The sequence below is a fragment of the Methylobacterium sp. OAE515 genome (assembly GCF_041806315.1).
Taxonomy (GTDB): Bacteria; Pseudomonadota; Alphaproteobacteria; order Rhizobiales; family Beijerinckiaceae; genus Methylobacterium; species Methylobacterium tardum.
Genome location: NZ_JBGMUV010000001.1, coordinates 2,355,648 through 2,377,933, shown reverse-complemented (window position 1 = coordinate 2,377,933; position 22,286 = coordinate 2,355,648). Strand labels below are relative to the sequence as shown.

The following is a 22,286-nucleotide window of genomic DNA, read 5'->3' as shown; positions in this document are numbered from 1 at the left end:
GCCAGAGACTGGGATGGCGACGCGGCGCGAAGGGCGCCGCGTTTCGTCACTGCGTCAGCAGGATCTTCCCGTTGACCGGCCCGACACCCTTCGGCACCGGAACGCTGGTCGCGTCGTAATTGGCATTCAGATACAGGGTCGGCCCGTCGTAGAGGTCCAGCAGCTGCACCACGATGACGGTGTAGGCGGACTGGTCGCTGACGGCCGCGCTGCCGTCGATGATCAGCCGGCCGGACGGCAGGTAGATCGTGCCCAGCATGGTGCGGGCATTGTTGCTGATGATCCGGTACTCGCGCAGCGGTTTGGAGGGCGGTCCGGGCGGTGACGGCGGCGAGCCGGCCGGACCCGGCGGCGGTGGCACCGGCGCGGATACGCCGGGCTGCTCCGTCATCAGGAAGCCCGCGAGTGGTCCGCTGACCGGCGCCGCGAGGCTGATCGTCGTGTTGGCATCGAAGCGCAAGCCGGCGGCGTCGCCCATGAAGTAGAAGCCGACATCCTGACCGGTCATACTCGCTTGGCCGTCCACGATCAGCGGGCCATCCTTGATGATGTAGACGCCTGGGTTCAGCGTGACGTTCGCCGATCCGGAGATGTGCAGCCCGCCGCAATAGGTGCCGGGATCGAGCGTCGTGCTGGCGGTGATGGCGACGTTTCCGGCGGCCGGGCCCCCAGGGCCCTTCCCGGGGCCGGGCCCGGCCGACGCGCTCACCGTGACGCAGCTTCCGGGCACCGGCGCCTTGACGGTCACGGCCAACGGGTCGGCGATGGCCGGGCATCCCGACGTGACGGGCGGCGCAAAGTTGGCGCGGCTCGTGTTCGAGCCACCGACGCTGCAGATCGTGTCGGCTTTGGCAATGGCGTTGTCGTCGCCCTGGATGGCCTTCGGACTATTCGAATCCGCGTAGAGCGAGCAGGACGTCGCCGACAGGTTGGCGTTCTTCTCAAGATGAAGGCTGCCGACCGCGGCCGGGTCCAGCGTGAGCAGGCACAGGCGCATTTTCCCCATGATCGTCGCGGTCGAGCGCACGGTGATCGGCACAACCTTGAGCCCGACGAAGGCGCCGAAGGCCAATTTGAATTGATCGGTTGCGGTCGCCGAGACGCTGGTCTTGTCGCTGCTGACGCTGACCACCACGGAGAGCGGTCGATCCGGCGGCGACGGCGCGTTTTCCGCGACGAGACGCTGGACAATGCTGGCCACAGCCGTGGCGTTCGAGGGGGAAAGCTTCAGCGTATTGCCTCCGCCGAGCACCGCTGCATCGACGGCATTCTGCATCTGGCTGCGGCGGTAGACCATGCGGCTGTAGTCGATGCCGCCCCCGACGAGGCCGAGAAGGACGGTGCCGGCCAGTCCGAAGATGAGGGCGACGGCGCCGCTGCGATCGGCGGCAAGTCGTGACCAAGCGCGGCGCGTTCGGTTTTTGTGGGTTTCGGAGCGCTCCGGAATCCAGCGCGGCCTGGCCATACCGGCCTCATGTGCGATTGTGTTCCCCCGAACACCGTAACGACAACACAAATACGTAAAGATTATCTTCGTTCAGATTGTAAAAGCCGGGTCTCAAGCTGATTTGTCGAATTGGGGGGAGATTTTGTTTCTGAGTGACCAGCTGTGGCAACACAGGCTCGGAACGCCGCTCTGTTTGCCAGCCAGATAGAAGTCCCGCTGACTCGTAGACCGCCCATTCTGGCGACCGACCAGCGGCCCTGCGCCATTGGCGCCGAGCGCGCCGGCCGGACGGCCTGGCCCGGAAAAGAGGCCAAGGCTCTCGTGCCGTCCGGAACAGCTAGAGCACCGGCAGGCCCCGCGCCTTCGCTTCTTCGCCGGGCTCGACGTGGATCGTGACGACCGCCCCTGGGATCGTGGTCTCGAGCGCCGATTCCAATCGGTCGCAGATGGCGTGTGAATCCTCGACCGTCATCGCGCCCGGCACCACGAGATGGAAATCGATGAAGGTCGCCTGCCCGGCTGAGCGGGTCCGGACGTCGTGGGCTTCCAGCGCCCCCTCCCCGTGCCGCGAGATGAGCGCGCGGATCTCCGACACCATCTCGGCGGGAGCCGCCCGGTCCATCAGACCGTCGACCGATTCGCGCACCATACGGAAGCCCGACCACAGGATATTGAGCGCGACCAGGCCTGCCACGACCGGGTCGAGGATCGGGTAGCCGGTAACCACGACGGCACCGACGCCGACGAGAACCCCGGCGGACGTGACCACATCGGCGAAGACATGGCGCGCATCCGCGATGAGGGCCGGGGAACGCCACCGGCGCCCCCAGCGCATCAGGGCGACAGCCCAGGCGGCGTTGACGATACTCGCGCCGACATTGATCGCCAGACCCACGGCCGGCGCATCGAGGGGCTTGGGGGCGAGCAGACCGAAATACGCCTCGCGCAGGATCATGAGCGCCGCCACGACGATCAGCGCACCCTCGATCACCGCGGAGAAGAACTCGGCCTTGTGATGGCCGTAGGGGTGATCCTCGTCGGCCGGACGCGCGGCGACCCGCAGGGCCACGAAGGCGCCGACCGCCGCAACCACGTTGATGATGCTCTCCAGCGCGTCCGAGTACAGCGCGAGGCTGCCGGTGAGCCACGCGGCGTAGAACTTCAGGGCCGTGACGGCGACGCCGATACCGGCACTGAGCAGGGCGGCTTTCTGGGTGCGGTCCATGGGATCTGCCGAGCAGGTGTCGACGGGCCCATACGGGAACAGCGGCGGCCAAGGCCACGGCAAAGGTTCGACGCTGCCGAATAGAAATTAGCCTCGGCTAAGCCTTTGGGTCGCGCAACGCGGGATCGCGAGCGGCCTCGCGCGCGCGACTGACCTGCGCCTTGGCGCGCGCGGCCTCGGCCTTTCGCAGGTAGCGACGGCGCTGCCACGCAAAGCGCGCGCTCCCGGCCAGACCGTCCAGCCGCGCGGCCTCGCGCTCCCAGTAACCAAGAAGCTGCCCGTCCAGGGTGACCCTGCGCGGCCGTTCCGCCATCGTCATGGCCTTAGCCCCGCTCGGCGGGCGGCTCGCCCGTCTCCGACACGAGCAGCGCGTCCGGATCGTTGCGGAAGCTCCCGGCCCCGGCATCGGGCATCGGCGACGCCGGGCTTCCGAAGGGCTGGCTGGGATAGGCCGTCGTGAACTTGTCCCGGGCCTCGTCCGGATTCTCGGCCTTGAGGACGATCTCCGCCGTCCCGGGCAGAGGCCATCGAGGATCGGCTTCGTCACGGGGGCGCACGGCGAACCAGGGCATGGGGGGAGCGTCTCGCGTTTCGGTGACGCGTGAAACGGACGGGCGTGGGACCGGTTCCGCGGTTGAAACCGGGTGCCGTTCGGTGCAGGCAGCCGGCGATGCGCGTGGACCTGTTCGATTTCGACCTGCCGGAGACCAGCATCGCCCTGCGCCCGGCCGAGCCGCGGGATGCCGGGCGGATGCTGATCGTGCGTCCGGGCGAGGCGCCGGCTGACCGGTTCGTGCGCGACCTGCCCGGCGCCCTGCGGCCCGGCGATGCCCTGGTCTTCAACGACACGCGGGTGATCCCCGCCCGGCTCAACGGCGTGCGCACCCGCCCCGGCGCGCCCGGTCAGCGGACCGAGGTGCTGCTGCACCTGCGTGAGGCGCCCGACCGCTGGCGCGCCTTCGCGCGTCCGGCCAAGCGGCTGAGCCCCGGCGACACGCTGCGCTTCGGCGACCTGACGGCCACGGTGCTTGAGAAGGGCGAGGCCGGCGAGGTCGTGCTCGCCTTCGATCGGGCCGGCCCGGACCTCGACGCCGCCATCGCGGTCGCGGGAGCCCTGCCGCTCCCGCCCTACATCGCCGGCAAGCGCGCCACCGACGCGCGCGACGCCACCGACTATCAGACGGTTTACGCCCGCAATCCTGGAGCGGTGGCCGCGCCGACCGCCGGCCTCCATTTCTCGGAGGCGCTCCTGGCGGATCTCGACGCTGCCGGCCTGCGGCGCCACCACGTCACCCTGCATGTCGGCGCCGGCACCTTCCTGCCGGTCAAGGCCGAGGATACCGACGGGCACCGGATGCACGCCGAAATCGGCCTGCTCGACGCGGCCACGGCCGAGGCGCTCAACGCCACCCGGGCCGACGGCGGCCGGATCGTCGCGGTCGGCACGACGGCACTGCGCCTGCTGGAAAGCGCCGCCCGGCCGGACGGCACGCTCGCGCCGTTCTCCGGTCCCACCGACATCTTCATCACCCCGGGCTACCGCTTCCGCGCGATCGATGCCCTGGTGACGAACTTCCACCTGCCGCGCTCGACCCTGTTCATGCTGGTCTCGGCCTTTTCGGGGCTGGATACGATGCGCGCCGCCTACGCGCACGCGATCCGGGCCGGCTACCGGTTCTACTCCTATGGCGACGCCAGCCTGCTCTTCCCGGGCCCCGGCGCGGATACCCCATGACCGATCCCGTTCCCTTCGGCTTCACCCTGCGGGCGCAGGATGGCACGGCCCGCACCGGCGAGATCGCGACGCCGCGCGGCACCATCCGCACGCCGGCCTTCATGCCGGTCGGCACGGCCGCGACCGTGAAGGCGATGTATCCCGGGCAGGTCCACGAGCTCGGCGCCGACGTCGTGCTCGGCAACACCTATCACCTGATGCTCCGCCCGGGGCCCGAACGCATGGCGCGGCTCGGAGGCCTGCACCGGTTCATGAACTGGGACCGGCCGATCCTGACCGATTCCGGCGGCTTCCAGGTCATGTCGCTGTCGGCGCTGCGGAAGATCGACGAGCAGGGCGTCACCTTCCGCTCGCATATCGACGGCACCGCCCATCACATGAGCCCGGAACGCTCCATCGAGATCCAGGGTCTGCTGGGCTCCGACATCCAGATGCAGCTCGACGAGTGCGTCCGCCTGCCGGCGGATCACACGGCGATCGAGAAGGCCATGCACCTGTCGCTGCGCTGGGCCGAGCGCTGCCGCGTCGCCTTCGGCGAGCAGCCGGGCCGGGCGATGTTCGGAATCGTTCAGGGCGGCGACGTGCCGGCGCTCCGGGTCGAGAGCGCCCGCGCCCTGACCGACCTCGACCTGAAGGGCTACGCGGTCGGCGGCCTCGCGGTTGGCGAGCCGCAGGAAGTGATGTTCGCCATGATCGAGACCGTGGAGCCGCACCTGCCACAGGCCAAGCCCCGCTACCTGATGGGCGTCGGCACGCCGGACGACATCCTGGGCGCGGTCGCCCGCGGCATCGACATGTTCGACTGCGTGATGCCGACCCGCGCCGGCCGTCACGGCCTCGCCTATACCCGCCACGGCCGGGTCAACCTGCGCAACGCCCGCCACGCCGAGGACACGACGCCGCTCGACGAAGCCTCGACCTGTCCGGCGGCGCGGGACTATTCCCGGGCCTACCTGCATCACCTCGTCCGGTCGAACGAGATCCTGGGCATGATGCTGCTGACCTGGAACAACCTCGCCTATTACCAGGACCTGATGAAAGGCGCCCGGGCGGCGATCCGCGAGGGCCGGTACACGGATTACTGCGCCGCCACACGCGAGGGCTGGGCACGGGCCGAGCGCGCCGCCGCCTGAGCGCCCGCGTCAGGGATGCGCGAGCACGCGGTAGACGCCGTCCGGATCATCCGCTCCGGTCGTCGCCGCGGCCTTGAGGTCCGCGACAATCCGGGCGGCCACCGGCAGCCGGTAGTGCAGCGCGTCCCAGTAATTTGCGTCTGAGGTCGTGAGCGGCGAGACGCGGCGGAAATCCACAACCACCGCGCCGCGGCGGGCGCCGATCGCCACGACCCGCGCCTTGCACGCCGCCTCGCGCCGGCTGGCGGGCGTGCCGGGCGCGCCCTGGGCCACCGCGTGCACCGGCATGAAGGCGAGAAGCTTCAGCGCCTCCGCCGGCACACGGCCGAGGAGCGCGTCGAGCCGTGCAAGGGCCGGCATGGGATCGTCCGGCGCGTCGGCTCTCGCTGCCGGGTCGACGGCGCCGGCACGGATATGGACGCGGGCTCGCTCGGGATCGTAGCGGTCTTCCGGCGGCGTGAAGACCGCGTAGCCGTCGCGGCGGATGCGGGGACGCGCGAGGCCGAGGCGGGCGAGGCCGGCCTGCACGGCGACCGTGGCGGAACGCAGGCTCACCTGCCGCAGCACGCCCCACGACGCGCCCTCCGCGTAGAGCCAGTCGGGGAACGCGTTGGCGGTCCGCGCCGGCGGATCGGCGGCGCACCATGTGACGTCGAGACCGAACAGGATTGCCCGCACAGGCCGGTGCGCCAGGAACAGGTTCGCGAGGCGGATCTGCTCGTCGGGTGTCGCGGCGTTCACCGCGAGGTTGGCGAACCGCGCGTCGAACGCGGCGTCGAGGGCGGCGGGATCGAGCAGGCGCGCCGTCGATGTCCCGAAGACCGCCGCGTCGAACCGGCCGCCGCGGGCGATCTGCGGATAGGAGAGCCGCTGGTTGGCGTCCATGATCGGCCCTGGCGGCCGTCCCGGCGCGGCCCGCAGGCCGTAGGGATCGAGCATGGCGATGAGGACGACCACTGCGACGCCCAGCAGGGCGGCGCAGCCGACGAGGGTGCGGGCGAAGCCGGACCAGTCGGCGAGCCGAGCTGCCGCGGGGTCGCGCGCAGGCGTACCCAGCGACCCAGGAGAGCCGGTCTGATCCATCTGCTGAGGCTGGCGGGAAATCTTGGTCGGAGTGGCAGGATTTGAACCTGCGACCCCCACGTCCCGAACGTGGTGCGCTACCAGACTGCGCTACACTCCGAAGGCCGTCCTGCGTCTCCGTCAGGGCCGGCGAGCGGGTGTATAGCCGCGCCTTTCCCGGGCCGCAAGCGCACTCTTGCGGGATTCAGCCGAGATCCTTCGGCCAATCGGCCGGAAGGCGGTGCGACGTCACCTGTGCGTCGGCCGACCGGACCGCGACCGTCGCGGCATAGTCGGGGCCGACGTCGATTTCCGCCAGGCTCCAGCCGCCCGCACCCGGCCACCGCAACAGGCGCGGCGGCGCGGGCGGCAGGGTGACGCTGAAGCGGTCGAGGGGAAGCGACAGACCCGTGCCGTGCGCCTTCACGACGGCCTCCTTCCGGGACCAGAGACCGTAGAACACGCCCTCGACCGCGTCCGGCGGCAACGCCATCAAGGTGGCCACCTCGTCGGCGGCGAAATGCGTCCGCGCGATCTGGCCCGCATCCGGGATCGGCCGGACCAGCTCGACATCGACCCCGATCGCGGCCGCGGGCGCGAGGCCGATCAGCGCGCGCGCCCCGGAATGAGACAGGTTGAAACCGAGGGCTCCACGGGCCGATCCGGCGAGTTCGGGCTTTCCATCCGCGCCGGCCGCGAACCGGATCTCGGCCGGATCGCAGTCGAGCGTCTCGGCGAGGATCCGTCTGAGCGCGGCGTGGCTCGCCACGTAGCGTGCCCGGTCCACGGGCCGCAGGAACCGGTCCGCCCGGTCGCGCTCCGGTCGATCGAGCACGGTCCAGCACAGGTCGAGCTGATCCGGAGAGACGGCGAGATCGACGATCCAGACGTCGGCCGCGCTCACGCGACGCCTCGCCGCGGTGGTGGGCAGAGGCTAACGTCGTTGCAGTGAGGCGGCACGGGGGACGCGTCCGGTGAGAGCGGGATGAGGAGCATCGTCGTCCTACGCCGGGCCGGCAAGGGCTGCCGAACGTGAGCACCCCGACGGCCGCTCTGATCCGCAGCGCCGCCTGGACGCTGCCGAGCCTGGCGACACGCCGCGCCCGCTACGGCGTCTTCTTCGCGACTTACCTGTATCAGGGGCTGATCGCCGGCTTCTCGCTGACCGCGCTGGCCAACCACCTGGCGGCGCGCGGTGTCTCGGCGGCGGAGGTCGGCTTCCACTTCGCCCTCGCCGGCCTGCCCTGGACCCTGCAGCCGATCCTCTGGGGACCGGTGATCGACCGCGCCGGCGATTTCCGGATGGGGCGGCGGCGCCCCTTCGCCGTTGTGGCGATCCTGGGCGCCCACGCGGCGCTCGCGCTTCTTCTCCTGGCGCGACCCGATCAGGTCGGCCTGCTGGGGTTGATCTTCCTGGCGCACAGCCTGTTCGCCTCGCTCCTCGATACCGCCTGTGACCGCATGATCATGGACCATGTTCCGGCACTGGAACTCGGCCGGGTCAGCGCCTGCACGCGGGCCGGATTTGTGGCCGGCACCAGCCTCAGCGCCGCGATCTTCTCCTGGATGCTCGCCGCAGAGGGGCTCGTCGCGAGCGCGCGCTGGCTGCTCGCCGCCGCCGTCCTGGCGAGCCTGCCGATGCTGCTGATCCGCGAGGCGCCCAACGACGCGTTCGCCGCCCCGGGCCGGCGCGGGCCGCCGCCGCGGCGCCTGCCCTTCCGTCGCTTCCTGCGCCGGCTCGGCGTGGCCCTGCGGCGGCCCAGGGCCTTGCGGCTCCTCGCCCTCTGCTTCGGGCTGGACGGGGCACTCGGCCTGTTCGAGCTGCCCTTCTCGGTCGATCTGCTCCAACGCCAGGGCTGGGATCCCGCCGCCCTCTCGCGTCTTCAGGCGGGGCTGGCGCTGACGAGCGGCACGGCCGGCGCGCTGGCGATCGGCCTGTGGGCGGACAGGGCCGGCGCGGTGCGGCCGCTGCGCGCCCTGCTGCTCGCCAGCGCCGGAGCCTTCGCGCTGGCCGCGGCCCTGATCGGTGCGCGGCTCGTCGGACCGGCCGGGCCGGTGATCCTCGCGCTCACCAACATGCTGCCGGGTCTGCTGATCGTCGCGCTGATGCCGGCCTTGCTGCAGGCCAGCCGCGGACGCGCCGGGGCGGCCACGCAGTTCGAGGTCTACATGGCGGCGATGAATCTGGGCTCGGTTGCCGGGACGGCGCTCGCCGGCTGGCTCGCCCCCGTCCTGTCGCTTTGGGCCGTGGCCGCCCTCGTGGCCGGTGTGTTCCTGGCCGCGGCCCGGATGGTCGGCCGCGGCGATCTGCTCGGCCCCCGCGGGTAACGGAAACCGGGGATGCCAGCCCGAGGACGGCTCCCGGCCGGCTCGCGATGGGTTAGAAGCCCATCATGGCCGCCGTGAAATCCGAAACGCCCGATCTCGACCTGACCGCCGAGGAGGCGCGCGCCGAGCATGCGCGCCTGTCCGAGGCGATCTTGGAGGCCGACCGGCTCTACTATCAGGAGGATGCGCCCGAGATCTCGGACGCGGAGTACGATCGCCTGCGCCGGCGGCTGGAGGACATCGAGACCCGTTTCCCGGACCTTGCCGGGACGGGCGCGGCCAGCACCTCGGTCGGCGCCAAGCCGTCGGAGAAGTTCGCCAAGGTGCGGCACGCGGTGCCGATGCTGTCGCTGGGCAATGCCTTCGACGACGCCGAGGTTGCCGAGTTCGTCGCCCGCGTGCGCCGCTTCCTCGGCTGGCCCGACGAAACGCCCCTCGCCTTCACGGCCGAGCCCAAGATCGACGGCCTGTCCCTGTCGCTCCGCTACGTCAACGGCCGCCTCGACACCGCGGCGACCCGCGGCGACGGCGAGGTCGGCGAGAATGTCACCGCCAATGCCCGCACCGTGCAGGACATCCCGGCGGCGCTCGCCGGGTCTGGATGGCCGGAGATCTGCGAGGTGCGCGGCGAGGTCTATCTGTCCCACGCCGACTTCGCCGCCATCAACGCCCGTCAGGAGGCGGCCGGCAAGCCGCTCTTCGCCAATCCGCGCAACGCCGCCGCCGGCAGCCTGCGCCAGCTCGATCCGGGGATTACCGCCTCCCGGCCGCTCAAGTTCTTCGCCTATGCCTGGGGCGAGCTCTCGGCGCCGATCGCGGAGACGCAGTCCGGCGCCCTGCAGCGCTTCGCGTCCTGGGGCCTGCCGGTAAACCCGCTCACCGAGACTTTCACCGACACCGCGGAGATCCTCGCCCATTACCGCCGGATCGAGGCGGACCGGGCCGGGCTCGGCTACGACATCGACGGCGTCGTCTACAAGGTCGACGACCTCGCGCTCCAGAAGCGGCTCGGCTTCGTCTCGCGCTCGCCGCGCTGGGCGCTTGCGCACAAATTCGCCGCGCAGGAGGCGACGACCGTCGTCGAGGACATCGTCATCAATGTCGGCCGGACCGGCTCGCTGAACCCGCTGGCCAAGCTGAGGCCGGTGACCGTCGGCGGCGTGGTCGTGTCCAACGCGACCCTGCACAACGAGGGCTACGTGAAGGGCGTCGGCGCCGACGGCGAGCCGATCCGCGACGGCCGCGACATCCGGGTCGGCGACACCGTGACGGTGGTCCGCGCCGGCGACGTCATCCCGAAGGTGATGGATGTCGATCTCACCAAGCGCCCGGCGGATTCGCAGCCCTACGCCTTCCCGGAGACTTGCCCGGCCTGCGGCAGCCGCGCGGTGCGCGCGATCAACCCGCGCACCGGCCGCGCGGACGCGGTACGCCGCTGCACCGGCGGACTGATCTGCCCGGCGCAAGGGGTGGAGCGTCTGAAGCACTTCGTGTCGCGCAACGGCTTCGACATCGAGGGTTTCGGCGAGACCTATATCGAAGTCCTGTTCGAGGCGGGGCTCGTGCGCCAGCCGGCCGACCTGTTCCGGCTCGATTTCGAGAAGCTGAAGGCCGCCATCGTGGCGCGGCGCGAGGCGCTGTCGGCCGAGCGGCGGGCGGAATCCGGCACGGCCGAGCCGCCCAAGAAGGCTTCCAAGAAGAAAGGCGAGGAGGAAGACAAGGCGATCAAGAACCTGCTCGCCGGGGTCGAGGCGCGCCGCCAGGTCCCGATGAACCGCCTGCTCTTCGCCCTCGGCATCCCGCAGATCGGCGAGGCGACCGCCAAGGCTTTGGCCAAGCGCTTTTCGGACATGCCGGCCCTGATTGCGGCGATTCGCGCGGCATCGGCCGCACAGCCGGGCCCCGACTGGGTCGAGCTGACGGCCGTCCCGCGGGTCGGGGGCACGACCCGGGACCGCCTGCTCGATCTCGGCTACCCCGAGGACGGCGCGACGCCGGCCAAGGAGCGCGCCCGCCTCAGCACCGTGCAGCGCGAGAATCTGCTCGCCCATTACGGCGACGCCGACGCCGTGCGCGCGGCGATCGCCCGGGCTGCCGAGCAGCGGCCCGGGGACGCCTACAGGGTCTTCGCCGATGACGGCGAGATCGGCCCGGTCGCCACCGACGCGCTGCTCCTGTTCTTTGCCGAGCCGCACAACGCCGACGCCGTCTCGGCTCTGCTCGACGCGGTCCAGGTCGAGCCCATGGAGCAGGCCGCTTCGGCATCCGCCTTCGCGGGCAAGACCGTCGTCTTCACCGGCACGTTGGAGAAGATGACCCGCAACGAGGCCAAGGCGGTGGCCGAGCGCCTCGGCGCCAAGGTCTCGGGCTCGGTCTCGGCCAAGACCGATCTCGTCGTCGCGGGTCCGGGAGCCGGGTCAAAGCTGAAGGACGCCCAGAAGCACGGTGTGCGGGTGGTCTCGGAAGACGATTGGCTCGGGATGGTGGCGCAGGGTTGAAGCCGGAGTCCCGGCAGCCTAGACCGCTTGGGGAACACCCCGAGAACTCCTGCCCGCCATGGTTCACCCGCGATGACGGTCCTGGCCCTCGACTTCGAGACGGCCAACGAGCGGCGTGACAGCGCCTGCGCGGTCGGGCTCGCCTGGATCGCGGACGGCCGGGTGATCCGCCGCGAGAGCCACCTGATCCGCCCGCCCGAGATGCGCTTCGCGCCCGGCAACATCCGGGTCCACGGGATTTTGCCGGCGAACGTCGCCGACAAGCCGGGCTTCGGCGCCGTGATGGCGCCGTACCTCGATGACCTCGCCCGCGGGCTCATCCTCGCCCACAATGCGAGCTTCGACATTGGCGTCCTGCGCGCCGGGCTCGCCCGGGCCGGGCTGCCGGTGCCGGATCTCTCGTATCTCTGCACGGTCCAGGTCGCGCGCCGGGTCTTTCCGGCGCCGGAAGGCTGCGGCCTCGGCAAGGTGGCGCGACGCCTCGGCATCCGCTTCGAGCATCACGATGCCGGCGAGGATGCCTATGCCTGCGCGGAGATCGCCCTCGCGGCGATGCGCGAGAGGGAGGCGGCGGATGTCCACGGCCTCGCGGCCGCCATCGGCCTGCCGATCACGCGGGCGATGGGTGGCCCTGCCCGGCCCAGCCGTGACCCCGGAGGGATCAGTGGCCGGGCTATGGCGGCCTTCCCGGCAGCGTCCGCGGCGCTGAGCTTCACCATGCGGGGATCGACCGGCAACCGCTACCACGTCGCGTTCGAGGAGCGCCCGGGCGGTCCGCAGCTGCGCTGCACCTGCACGGCCGGTCGCTACGGCATGCGCTGCCGCCACGTGAAGGCGCTGGAAGTCGGCGACATCACCGATCTTCTCTCCGACAACGCCTCCGACGTGGCGCTCCTGGCACGCATGCTCGGCACGAGGGTCCGCGCCGTCGGGGCGGCCTGAAGCGCGGTCAAGCCGCCTCAAGGCAGGTTCGGAAGGCCGCGATCGCGCGTTCGATGTCGGCGGCGGTAATGTGCCGGTGCGTGACCAGCCGCAGGCGAGCCTCGCCCAGCGGCCGGGTTCGCACCCCGGCAGCCTCGAGATCGTCGACCCAACGCGCGCTGCCGCGCCCTGTCGCAGCGAGGTCGACCTGCACGATGTTGGTCTGGGGGTTGTTGGCCGACAGGAGAGGTCTCAGCGCGTTCAGACCTTCGCTGAGCTGCCGCGCGCGTTCATGGTCCTCGGTGAGACGCGAGCCCATGGCGGTGAGAGCTTCGAGGCCCGCAGCCGCCACGACCCCGACCTGCCGCTGCGTGCCGCCGATCATCTTGCGGAGGCGCCGCGCCGCCGCGATCACCGCCTCGCTCCCCGCCAGGACCGCACCGACAGGCGCGCTCAATCCTTTTGACAGGCAGAGCGAGACCGTATCGACACAGGCAGAGACTTCGGCCGGCGCGATGCCGAGATGCGCGGCGGCGTTGAACAGACGCGCCCCGTCGAGATGGACCGGGATGCCCCGCGCCCGGGCGAGGCTGGATACGGCCGTCATATGGGCAAGCGGCAGGACGGCGCCGCCAGCGGCGTTGTGTGAGGTCTCCAGAGCGATCATGCCGGTCCGGAGCGGGCTCGCAGCCGGACGAAGGGCGTCCTCCAGCTGATTGAGGTCCATGGCGCCGTCCGTGCCGGCAATGCCGAGCAGGAAAGCGCCCGTGAGTGTGGCGGCGCCGCGCTCGGTGTTGATCATGTGTGCCTGCGCTTCCAGCAGGATCTGCTCGCTGCGCTGGACCTGGGCCAGGATCGCCAGCAGGTTGCCCATGGTGCAACTCGGCACGAACAGGCCGGCCTCCTTGCCGAGAATTGCCGCGGCGGTCTCCTCCAGCGCACGCGCGGTCGGATCGCCGTCGAGCCCGTCGTCGCCCAGAGGCGCGGCGCGCATCTGCGCGTACATGGCCTCGGTCGGTCGGGTGACCGTGTCGCTGCGCAAGTCGACCGAGGCCGGCGATGCGGCGTCGCTGCTGAATTCGTCGCGCTTCATGGGTTCGCCCGTGCCGCGTCTACCGGTAAGCGGCCTCGTCGCCGGAATCGGTCGGATTGGCCAGGGCGCGCTTGAGGACGTCGCTCATCGGCAGCTCGAGATTGATGCCCCTCGGCGGGATGGGATGCTCGAAATACCGCGCGTAGAGCCGCGCCACCGTGCCGTCCTGGATCAGCTCGACCACCGCCTTGTCGACCGCCGCCTTGAAAGCCGCGTCATCCCTGGGTTCGAGGATTCCGTAGGGGGCGAATTCGAGACCCTTGGTGCCGATCTTGTAGTCTCCCGGGCGCTTGGCCCCGGCGACGGTCGCGTGGGCCAACGCGTCGTCATTGATCGCTCCGGCTGCGCGGCCGGTCTCCACCAGCAGGAACACCTCCGCGGTGTCCTTGGCGGGCATCACCTGGATGTCGAGCTTATCGCGGACGTTGATGCGGGTCGCGACCCGCTGGGTCTCGCCACCGGCCTGCGCCGAGATCGCCTTGCGGCGGAACGTGGCGATGTCGTCGACGTCCACCGGCGCGTCCTTCTTGGCCACCAGCACCACCTGCGCCACGAACGTGGTCGGCGCGAAGGAGACCAGCTTGTGCCGCTCCGGCAGGTTGCTGGCGGTGCCGCATTCCAGATCGATCGTCCCATTGTTGATAAGCGGAATCCGCGTCGCCGACATGACCGGCACATGGCGGATGTCGATCTTGGTCAGCCCGAGAGCCGCCTTCAGCTTCTCGGCAACGTGCTCGCATATCTCCAGTGAATAACCGACCGGCTTGGCGTTCTGGTCGAGGAAGCCGAAGGGCGGGGACGCATCAGGAAAGCCGAGGCTGATCTGGCCGGTCGACCGGATCTTGTCGAGGCGCCCCTCCGCCGAGACGGGCGCGGTGATCCCGACGCAGCACAAGGCTGCGATCACGAGCGAAAGCGTCCTCGACATGATCCGTGCCCCCTTCGATAATCCGTCGGACCTCGGTGCTTGAGCCCCACGATGACGTGCGCCCGGCTCGAAGCTTTGCCGTGCGATCCTAAGGGCTTGGCCAAGCCGGCGTCCAATTCCGATTCATCTGGGGACCATACGGATCTGATATGGCCGAACGACGCCTGACCTTCCGGCACATCGAGGCGTTCCGCGCCGTGGTGGCGTCCGGCTCGATGACCGAGGCAGCGCTGCGCCTCCACACCTCGCAGCCGCAAATCAGCCGTCTGATCGGGCAGCTGGAGGCGATCACGGCACTGCCCCTGTTCGATCGCAGCGGCGGCCGCGTCATTCCCTCTCTCGACGGAACCCGCTTCCACGCCGAGGTCGAGCGTGCCTTCGTGGGGCTGAGCAGTCTGGAGACGGCGGCGGCGCGGATCCGCGCCTTCGGCGCCGAGCGCCTGCGGGTCGCCGCGATGCCCCGCCTCGCGGGGGGCTTGCTCGCCCGTGCCGTGGTCCGGTTCAGATCGAAGCATCCGGACGTGATCGTGGCGATCCATTCCGGCGACGACGAGACCGTGAATGGCTGGATCGCGAGCGGCTTCTGTGATGCCGCACTGACCATGCTGTACGGCGAGATCCCGGATGCACGGCTCGATCATGTGGAGACGCGCGCCTGCGTCGCCATTCTGCCGCAAGACCATCCGCTCGCCGCCCGCACAATGCTGGAACCGGCGGACCTTCGCGGCGTGCCGTTTGTGGCGTCTCCGCTCGGAAGCGCATTGCGGAGCAGCACCGAGGCGGTCTTCGCCCAGGCCGGCATCCCCCTGATGGTCACCGCGGAGGCGGGGCTTGGCGCCTCAATCTGCACGCTGGTCTCGGCGGGCCTCGGCTTCAGCGTGATGAATCCGCTGGCCGCCCACGAGGAGGCCAAGGTCTCGCCGATCGCGATCCGGCCCTTCCTCCCGGCACTACCGGTGCGCTTTGCCCTGCTGTTCCCACCCGACCACGCCCGTGGACGGCTCATGCGGGCCTTCGGCGCCTGCGCGCGCGGTGTCCTCTTGGAGGAGCTTGCGCATCTGCCGGACGCGCCGTCCGAGCGTCCGGCAGAGTGATCTTACGCGGCGCGCCGATCGGCTTCCGCGTAGAATGTACCGCCCCGCTCGGCCATCGCGGACAAGTTGTCCGGAACGTGGAAGCGGGGGCCGTGCTTTGCCTCGAGCTGGCGGGCGAGATCGACGAAGGCCGCCGTGCCCATGAAATCGATGTACGACAGGGCGCCCCCGGTGAACGGCGCGAAGCCGAAGCCGAGGATCGAGCCGACATCGGCCTCGCGCGGATCGGTCACCACGCCCTCACCCACCGTGCGGGCGGCTTCCAGCGCCTGCACCACCAGCAGCCGCTGCTTGAGCTCGGTGAAGTCGACCGCCTCCGGATCGAGCCGGTTGGGCTGCAGGTCCTTCAAGCCAGGCCAGAGACGCTTTGGCGCGCCCTCGGGATAGTCGTAGAAGCCCTTGCGGTTCTTCCGGCCGAGCCGGCCCTGGTGCTCGACCATCTCGGACAGGATCGCCTTCTGGGCAGGATCGACGGCGCCCTGCCCCACCTGCGCCTCGGTGGCCTTGGCGATCTTGAGGACGAGATCGAGGGCGACCTCGTCGTTGAGCGAGAGCGGACCGACCGGCATGCCGGCCTGACGCCCGGCACTCTCGATCATCGCGGGCGGCACGCCCTCGGCCAGCATCTTGTGGCCTTCGAGGATGTAGGCGCCGACGCAGCGGTTGGCGAAGAAGCCGCGGGCGTCGTTCACGACGATCGGGGTCTTCTTGATCAGGCGCACGTAGTCGAGGGCCGTGGCCAGCGCCGCGTCTCCGGTCGCCGCGCCCTTGATGATCTCGACCAGCATCATCTTCTCGACGGGCGAGAAGAAATGGATGCCGACGAACTGCGCCGGTCGCTGCGAGCTCTTGGCCAGCCCGGTGATCGGCAGGGTCGAGGTGTTGGACGCGAAGATCGCGTCGGGACGGATGACCGCCTCGACCTTCTGGATCACCTCGGCCTTGACCTTGGGATCTTCGAACACCGCCTCGACCACGAGGTCGCACTCCGCCAGCGCGTTGTAATCCGCCGTTGCAGTGATGCGGCCGAGCAGCGCGTCGCGGTCGGCGGTCTTGGCGCGGCCCTTGTTGATCTGGCCGGTGATGAGCGTGTGGGCGTAGGCCTTGCCCTTCTCGGCGGCCTCCACCGACTGATCGACCAGCACCACCTCGATGCCGGCCTGAGCCGTCACGTAGGCAACGCCCGCGCCCATGAAGCCGGCGCCGATCACGCCGACGCGGCGGAGGTTCGTGGCCGGCACGTCCTTCGGACGGCGCGCGCCCTTGTTCAGCTCGCCCATCGAGATGAACAGCGTGCGGATCATCGCCGCCGCCTCGGTCGAGCGCAGGATGTGGGCGAAGTAGCGGCTCTCGACCCGCAGGCCGAGATCCATCGGCAGCTGCAGGCCCTCGTACACGGAGGCCAGGATCGCCTTGGCGGCCGGATAATTGTCGTGCGTCTCGCGCCGGTAGATCGCGTTGGCCGGCGGCCAGATCATCATGCCGGCGGGCGAGTAGACCTTCCCGGAGGGCGCCTTGAACTTCGGCACGTCCCACGGGGCCACCGCCGAACCGCCCTCGCGGATCCATGCCTTGGCCCGCTCGACGATCTCCGCCTGCGGCGCCACGGCGTGGATCAGCCCCATGCCCTTCGCCATGGGCGCGCGGATCTGCTCGCCCTTGAACAGCATCTGCAGCGCGTCGCCGGTCTGCATGAGCCGCGCGACGCGCTGCGTGCCGCCGCCGCCCGGGAACAGGCCGACCTTGATCTCCGGCAGGCCGACCCGTGTCTTCCCGTCGTTGGAGGCGACCCGGTGGTGGCACGACAGCGCCAGCTCGAAGGCACCGCCCAGGCACAGGCCCTGGATCGCCGCCGCGAAGGGCTTGCCGCAGGTCTCGAGGCGGCGGAACAGCAGCGAGAGCCGCCGGGACGCCTCGAAGAAGTGGCGCATCGCCACCTCCTCGCCCTGCTCGGCCTTCAGCTGCTCGTAGGCCCGGCCGAGGCCCTGCAGCATGGTGAGGTCGGCGCCGCCGGAGAAATTGTCCTTGCCGGTGGCGATGACGCAGCCCTTGATCGCCGGATCGGACGCAACCTGCTCGATGATCTGCTCGAGCTGGTCCATCACCCCCTCGGTGATCACGTTCATCGAACGGCCGGGCATGTCCCAGGTCGCCAGAGCGATGCCGTCGGGATCGGTCTCGAAACGGAAATCGGTCAGCGTCACGGTGCCGTCCTCCCAGGAAAGCGTCAGCGGGATACCAACGCGGCCACGTTAAGGTTGTGTAGAGCGCGCACGTCCAGAGTCAGCGGGCCGGGGAGTACCGACGGACGCCGCCTATGACGAACGATATCGGATGCCGGGCCTGCCGCGCCGGAACCAAACTCGGCTTCGACTTCACGATGGCTTTCCAGCCGATCCTCGATCTGGCGGACGGGTCGGTCTGGGCCTACGAGGCGCTGGTGCGGGGGCCGAACGGCGAGCCGGCCTACACGATCCTCGATCGCGTGACCGATGAGACCCGCTACCAGTTCGACCAGGCCGCCCGCGTCAAGGCGATCGAACTCGCCGGTCGCCTGTTCCCCCGCGATAGCGGCACGCGGCTGTCGATCAACTTCATGCCGAACGCCGTCTACGAGCCGAATGCCTGCATCCGCGCGTCCCTGGACGCCGCGCGCCGGGTCGACTTCGCACACCAGCGCATCATGTTCGAGTTCACCGAGCAGGAGCGCTTCCGCGACATCGACCACGTGAAGCGCATCGTCGCCGCCTACCGGAAGCAGGGGTTTCTCACCGCGCTCGACGATTTCGGCGCCGGCTTCGCGGGTCTGAGCCTCCTGGCGAATTTCCGCCCCGACCTGATCAAGATCGACATGGACCTGCTCCGCGGCCTCGACGCCGATGCCGGCCGCCACGCGATCGTCTCCGGCGTGGTCGCGATCGCCCAGGCCCTGGGCGTGACGGTGCTGGCCGAGGGTGTCGAGACCGCCGCGGAACTCGATGCCCTGCGCGGCCTCGGGATCACGCTCGTGCAAGGCTACCACTTTGCCAAGCCTCTGCTGGAGGAGCTGCCGCCGGTCGCGGGCTTCGCCCCGACGACCGCGCGCGCGGCCTGAGGCCAACGGGGCGCGCGCGGCCGGCATCGACTTACTTCTGAGCCGGCGCCGCGGCGGGCGGCACAGGCGGCTGACCCGGCTGCGGCGAATTGTCGGTCGCCGAGGCCACGGCCAGCATGTTGAGCAGCTTGGTGACCGAGTTCTGCGAGATCGCCGTCACCGACGAGTTCGGGTCGGCGTTCATCGTCTGGAACTTGAGATAGGTCGGGTCGGAGTAGATCTCGTCGAGATGCTTCAGCTCGGCGAGGCTGAACTTGTCGGCGTAGTCCTTCGACAGCCCCTCGATCATGATGCCGCGCTGCTTCTCGAACTCGGCCGTCAGTTCCTTGCGGACCGCCTCGGCGCGGGCTTCCGGCATCGGGGCGACGGTCTTCTCCAGGGCGACGTTGAACCCCGTCTGAAGATTCTTGATCAGGGTCTTGTTGACGAGGGTCGTGGCCGCGGCGACGCGGTCCGCGGCCTCGTCGGCGCGGGCGGCGAGCGGCAGGCTCAGTGTGACGCCCAGGCAGAGCGTCGCGATCAGGCGGTTCAAGGGCTTGTCTCCCATCGATTTATCGTCCGGCCCCGGTACGGGCCGATCGTCGCCCGCGCCTCTAGCAGCGTTCCCGGACTTTGGGGAGCGGCGGCACGCCGCTCCCATGTAGGCGTGCCTCAGACCCGCTCGATGATCGTGGCGGTGCCCATGCCGGCGCCGATGCAGAGCGTGATGAGCGCGCGCTCCTTGCCGGTCCGCTCCAGCTCGTCCAAAGCCGTGCCGAGGATCATCGCTCCCGTCGCACCGAGCGGATGGCCCAGGGCGATGGCGCCGCCGTTGACGTTGACCGCCTCAGGATCGAGGTCGAACGCCTGGCAGAACCGCAGCACGACGGCCGCGAAGGCCTCGTTGACCTCGAACAGGTCGATGTCGGACAGGCTCAGCCCGGACTTCGCCAGGACCTTGCGGGTAACGTCCACCGGCCCGGTGAGCATCAGGGCCGGGTCCGAGCCGATATTGGCGAAGGCGCGAATCCGCGCGCGCGGGCGAAGGCCGGCGGCCTCGCCGGCCGCCTTCGAACCGATCAGCACGGCGGCCGCGCCGTCGACGATGCCGGAGGAATTGCCGGCGTGGTGGACGTGATCCACCGTCTCGACATCCGGATGCGCGTCGGTGGCGACGGCATCGAAGCCGCCCATCTGGCCCATCTGCACGAAGGACGCCTTCAGCGCGGCCAGCGACTGCATGTCGGTGCCGGGCCGCATGTGCTCGTCCCGGTCGAGCAGCGTGATGCCGTTCACGTCGCGCACCGGAACCACGGAACCGCCGAACAGACCCTCGGCCCAGGACTTGGCCGAGCGCGCCTGCGAGCGGACCGCATAGGCGTCGCAATCGTCGCGGGTGAAGCCATACTTGGTGGCGATCAAGTCCGCCGAGACGCCCTGCGGCATGAAGTAGGACTTGATGGCGATCGCCGGATCCACCGGCCAGGCGCCGCCCGAGGCGCCGATGCCGATGCGGCTCATCGATTCGACGCCGCCGCCGACCGCCATCTCGTGCTGGCCGCTCAAGACCTGGGCGGCGGCAAAATTCACCGCGTCGAGGCCGGAGGCGCAGAAGCGGTTGATCTGCACGCCCGGAACATGCGCGCCGTAATCGGCCACCAGGGCCGCGGCGCGGGCGATGTCGCCGCCCGCCTCGCCCACAGGGTCGACGCAGCCCAGGACCACGTCGTCCACGAGGCCCGTGTCGAGCCCGTTGCGGTCCTTGAGGGCGCGCAGGGCGGTCTCCGCCAGCCGGAGGGCCGTCACCTCGTGGAGGGAGCCGTCCGCCTTGCCGCGCCCGCGCGGCGTGCGAACGTGGTCGTAGATGAAGGCGTCCGTCATCAGCTCTCCCCCGGGGCGTCGGTTCTCGCCGGTCGGCGACGCGGCCTTACAGGGCCGTCTCGGTTCACGCCAGTCTGCCACGGCGCGCGCGCCCTCGGCCAGCCCCGAAATGGTCGGAACCGGCGGAGAGCGCGTAACAACGCAGAGCGTTTGGAAGTGATCGTCCGGCCGGCGCGCCGATCAGAACCGATCGAGCGGCGCCTCGCGTGAACCTGGACGTGACCGTCGCTGGACCTGGAAGAGTATCGCTTCCAGCGACGCAGGTTCTGCTTCAGTCCTGAAGCATGCGCTTCAGGAGTTCGACCTCATCACCCAGAACCGTATCTTCGCCGATCTGCTTCTCGATCTTGCGCACGGCGTGGAGCACCGTGGTGTGATCACGCCCGCCGAATCGGCGGCCGATCTCGGGAAGCGAGCGCAGCGTCAGCACCTTCGAGAGGTACATGGCGATCTGGCGCGGCTTGACGACGGCGGCCGTCCGCCGCTCCGACAGGATGTCCGACCGCGAGACGTTGTAGCGCGAGGCGACGAGCTTCTGGATGTCCTCGATCTTGATGCGCTTCGGCTCGCGGTTCTTCACGAGGTCGCGGATCGCGCTCTCGGCGGTCTCCATCGTCACCGCGGTGCCGGTGAGCGTCGCGTGGGCCAGCAGGCGGTTGACCGCACCCTCGAGATCGCGGCCGTTGGCAGTGATCGCGCGGGCCACGTAGGAGGCCACCTGCGGCGAGACGTCGAAGCCCGGATGCGAAGCCCGCACGGCGGCCAGACGCGCCGACAGGATCGACACGCGCAGGGCCTCGTCGAGGGCGGTGATCTCGACCACGAGGCCGCCGCCGAGCCGGGAGCGCACGCGCTCGTCGAGGGCTTCCAGCTCAGTCGGGGGCCGGTCGGAGGCAACCACGACCTGCCGGCCGGCATCGATCAGCGCGTTGATCGTGTGGCCGAACTCGGCCTGGATCGACTTGCCCTGGATGAACTGCACGTCGTCGAGGATCAGCAGGTCGATGCCGCGCAGGCGCTCCTTGTAGGCCAGCGCCGACTGGGTCTTCAGGGCGTTGACGAAGCCGTACATGAAGCGGTCGGCCGTCAGGTAGATCACCCGCCGTCCGGCTTCGCGGGCAGCATGTCCGATGCCGTGCAGCAGGTGGGTCTTGCCCAGGCCGACACCGGCATGGAGGTAGAGCGGATTGTAGAGCGCACCCTCCCCCTGGTGGTTGGCCACGCGCTCGGCGGCGGCATGGGCCAGGGCATTGGAGCGCCCGATCACGAAGCTCGCGAAGGTCAGCCGGTTATCGAGGGGGGTGCCGCTGAGATCGCCGCCGGCTTCCGCGCTCCGAGCATCCTGTGCGGGCGCGACAGCCGCGACCGGCATCGGAGCGCCGGCGGCGTGGAGGCGCGCGAGCGGCCCGCTGGCCGGATTGGGCTTGGCGGCACCCGCGGTGACCGGCCGGACCGGGGCGCCGGTCCCGCGCACACCGACCTCGATCCGCGCGATCTCCTCGACCTCGGCCTTGAAGGTGTTCAGCACGCGATCGAGGTAGTGCGACTCGATCCAGCTCTTCAGGAAGCGGGTCGGCACGGTGAGGCGCGCCGCGCCGCCAGCGACCGACTCCAGCTCCAGGCGTGCGAACCAGCTAGCGAACACGTCCTCGCCGAGTTCCGCGCGGAGCCGGCGCTTCACCCGCGCCCAGGCAGATCCGTAATCGGTACCGCCGCCGTTGCGGCCACCCTCGTCGTCGCTCGCCACCGTTCCGTCGACACGCATCACTGGCTCTCCCGACGCTGCCCACGGAAATCCGCAGGCCGCGCGTACGCACGAATTACGCCCTCAGCGTCCCGCAAGAACGGGCGGGACAGAGTCCAACTCA

Annotated in this window: 19 protein-coding genes, 1 tRNA gene and 2 pseudogenes; 8 read left to right on the top strand and 14 right to left on the bottom strand. The window is 70.1% G+C overall.

Annotated elements, in window-relative coordinates:
• Positions 1–46 precede the first annotated feature (46 nt).
• The 4 genes from ABIE45_RS11595 to ABIE45_RS11580 all read right to left on the bottom strand — a co-directional run bounded on the left by ABIE45_RS11595 (position 47) and on the right by ABIE45_RS11580 (position 3,244).
• On the bottom strand, positions 47–1,465 hold the full coding sequence (locus ABIE45_RS11595; protein ID WP_192706848.1) for a TadE/TadG family type IV pilus assembly protein: 1,419 nt from the start codon (positions 1,463–1,465) through the stop codon (positions 47–49).
• 319 nt (positions 1,466–1,784) lie between these two features.
• The gene (locus ABIE45_RS11590) at positions 1,785–2,672 is read right to left on the bottom strand and encodes a cation diffusion facilitator family transporter (protein WP_192706847.1); all 888 of its coding nucleotides are present in this window, start codon (positions 2,670–2,672) and stop codon (positions 1,785–1,787) included.
• A 97-nt stretch (positions 2,673–2,769) separates the two neighbouring features.
• Positions 2,770–2,991, bottom strand: a complete 222-nt coding sequence (locus ABIE45_RS11585) for a hypothetical protein (RefSeq protein ID WP_192706846.1) — start codon at positions 2,989–2,991, stop codon at positions 2,770–2,772.
• 4 nt (positions 2,992–2,995) lie between these two features.
• Entirely contained in the window at positions 2,996–3,244 is a 249-nt protein-coding gene (locus tag ABIE45_RS11580) for a hypothetical protein (RefSeq protein WP_192706845.1), read from the bottom strand.
• A 98-nt stretch (positions 3,245–3,342) separates the two neighbouring features.
• Between ABIE45_RS11580 and queA the strand changes: the two genes are divergently transcribed.
• Together queA and tgt are read left to right on the top strand one after the other, a co-directional pair.
• Positions 3,343–4,407, top strand: a complete 1,065-nt coding sequence (gene queA / locus ABIE45_RS11575) for a tRNA preQ1(34) S-adenosylmethionine ribosyltransferase-isomerase QueA (RefSeq protein WP_192706844.1) — start codon at positions 3,343–3,345, stop codon at positions 4,405–4,407.
• Entirely contained in the window at positions 4,404–5,540 is a 1,137-nt protein-coding gene (gene tgt / locus ABIE45_RS11570; RefSeq protein ID WP_192706843.1) for a tRNA guanosine(34) transglycosylase Tgt, read from the top strand. The genes queA and tgt overlap by 4 nt, the downstream gene beginning before the upstream one ends.
• Before the next feature lie 9 nt (positions 5,541–5,549).
• Here tgt and ABIE45_RS11565 read toward each other — a convergent pair whose 3' ends face one another.
• The 3 genes from ABIE45_RS11565 to ABIE45_RS11555 all read right to left on the bottom strand — a co-directional run bounded on the left by ABIE45_RS11565 (position 5,550) and on the right by ABIE45_RS11555 (position 7,506).
• Positions 5,550–6,623 (bottom strand): hypothetical protein, encoded by a 1,074-nt coding sequence (locus ABIE45_RS11565; protein ID WP_373622311.1) that lies wholly within the window; start codon positions 6,621–6,623, stop codon positions 5,550–5,552.
• Positions 6,624–6,646: 23 nt separating this feature from the next.
• Positions 6,647–6,723: transfer RNA gene (locus ABIE45_RS11560), tRNA-Pro, on the bottom strand.
• An 84-nt stretch (positions 6,724–6,807) separates the two neighbouring features.
• Positions 6,808–7,506 carry a 4'-phosphopantetheinyl transferase superfamily protein gene (locus tag ABIE45_RS11555; protein WP_192706842.1) on the bottom strand — a complete coding sequence of 233 codons (699 nt, stop codon included), beginning with the start codon at positions 7,504–7,506 and terminating at the stop codon, positions 6,808–6,810.
• 128 nt (positions 7,507–7,634) lie between these two features.
• Here ABIE45_RS11555 and ABIE45_RS11550 point away from each other — a divergent pair, with 128 nt between their 5' ends.
• Both ABIE45_RS11550 and ligA read left to right on the top strand, forming a co-directional pair.
• Positions 7,635–8,930, top strand: a complete 1,296-nt coding sequence (locus ABIE45_RS11550; RefSeq protein ID WP_373622310.1) for an MFS transporter — start codon at positions 7,635–7,637, stop codon at positions 8,928–8,930.
• A gap of 65 nt (positions 8,931–8,995) precedes the next feature.
• Positions 8,996–10,792, top strand: a pseudogene (ligA, locus tag ABIE45_RS11545) (NAD-dependent DNA ligase LigA); the annotation flags it as partial.
• On the opposite strand, the pseudogene ABIE45_RS11540 reads toward ligA, so the two are convergent.
• Positions 10,774–10,875: pseudogene (locus ABIE45_RS11540) on the bottom strand (hypothetical protein); the annotation flags it as partial. The pseudogenes ligA and ABIE45_RS11540 sit on opposite strands and share 19 nt — an antisense overlap.
• 298 nt (positions 10,876–11,173) lie before the next feature.
• On the opposite strand from ABIE45_RS11540, the gene ABIE45_RS11535 reads away from it, so the two are divergent.
• Both ABIE45_RS11535 and ABIE45_RS11530 read left to right on the top strand, forming a co-directional pair.
• Positions 11,174–11,428 (top strand): BRCT domain-containing protein, encoded by a 255-nt coding sequence (locus ABIE45_RS11535; RefSeq protein ID WP_373622866.1) that lies wholly within the window; start codon positions 11,174–11,176, stop codon positions 11,426–11,428.
• Between the two features lie 72 nt (positions 11,429–11,500).
• On the top strand, positions 11,501–12,370 hold the full coding sequence (locus ABIE45_RS11530; RefSeq protein WP_192706840.1) for a 3'-5' exonuclease: 870 nt from the start codon (positions 11,501–11,503) through the stop codon (positions 12,368–12,370).
• Positions 12,371–12,377: 7 nt separating this feature from the next.
• Here ABIE45_RS11530 and ABIE45_RS11525 read toward each other — a convergent pair whose 3' ends face one another.
• Both ABIE45_RS11525 and ABIE45_RS11520 read right to left on the bottom strand, forming a co-directional pair.
• On the bottom strand, positions 12,378–13,442 hold the full coding sequence (locus ABIE45_RS11525) for a GntG family PLP-dependent aldolase (protein WP_192706839.1): 1,065 nt from the start codon (positions 13,440–13,442) through the stop codon (positions 12,378–12,380).
• A gap of 19 nt (positions 13,443–13,461) precedes the next feature.
• Positions 13,462–14,370: an amino acid ABC transporter substrate-binding protein gene (locus ABIE45_RS11520; protein WP_192706838.1), complete on the bottom strand. Its 909-nt coding sequence runs from the start codon at positions 14,368–14,370 to the stop codon at positions 13,462–13,464.
• 149 nt (positions 14,371–14,519) lie between these two features.
• Between ABIE45_RS11520 and ABIE45_RS11515 the strand changes: the two genes are divergently transcribed.
• Positions 14,520–15,464, top strand: coding sequence for a LysR substrate-binding domain-containing protein (locus ABIE45_RS11515; RefSeq protein ID WP_192706837.1), 945 nt, complete (start codon positions 14,520–14,522; stop codon positions 15,462–15,464).
• 2 nt (positions 15,465–15,466) lie between these two features.
• Here ABIE45_RS11515 and ABIE45_RS11510 read toward each other — a convergent pair whose 3' ends face one another.
• Complete coding sequence (locus ABIE45_RS11510) at positions 15,467–17,668, bottom strand: 3-hydroxyacyl-CoA dehydrogenase NAD-binding domain-containing protein (protein ID WP_192706836.1); 2,202 nt, start codon at positions 17,666–17,668, stop codon at positions 15,467–15,469.
• Positions 17,669–17,781: 113 nt separating this feature from the next.
• Here ABIE45_RS11510 and ABIE45_RS11505 point away from each other — a divergent pair, with 113 nt between their 5' ends.
• Positions 17,782–18,558, top strand: coding sequence for an EAL domain-containing protein (locus tag ABIE45_RS11505; protein ID WP_192706835.1), 777 nt, complete (start codon positions 17,782–17,784; stop codon positions 18,556–18,558).
• Positions 18,559–18,589: 31 nt separating this feature from the next.
• On the opposite strand, the gene ABIE45_RS11500 is transcribed toward ABIE45_RS11505, so the two are convergent.
• From ABIE45_RS11500 to dnaA, 3 genes are all read right to left on the bottom strand, one after another.
• Positions 18,590–19,090, bottom strand: coding sequence for a hypothetical protein (locus ABIE45_RS11500; RefSeq protein WP_192707363.1), 501 nt, complete (start codon positions 19,088–19,090; stop codon positions 18,590–18,592).
• Between the two features lie 119 nt (positions 19,091–19,209).
• Positions 19,210–20,418, bottom strand: a complete 1,209-nt coding sequence (locus tag ABIE45_RS11495; protein ID WP_192706834.1) for an acetyl-CoA C-acetyltransferase — start codon at positions 20,416–20,418, stop codon at positions 19,210–19,212.
• A 271-nt stretch (positions 20,419–20,689) separates the two neighbouring features.
• Positions 20,690–22,183, bottom strand: a complete 1,494-nt coding sequence (dnaA, locus tag ABIE45_RS11490; RefSeq protein WP_192706833.1) for a chromosomal replication initiator protein DnaA — start codon at positions 22,181–22,183, stop codon at positions 20,690–20,692.
• Positions 22,184–22,286: the final 103 nt, after the last annotated feature.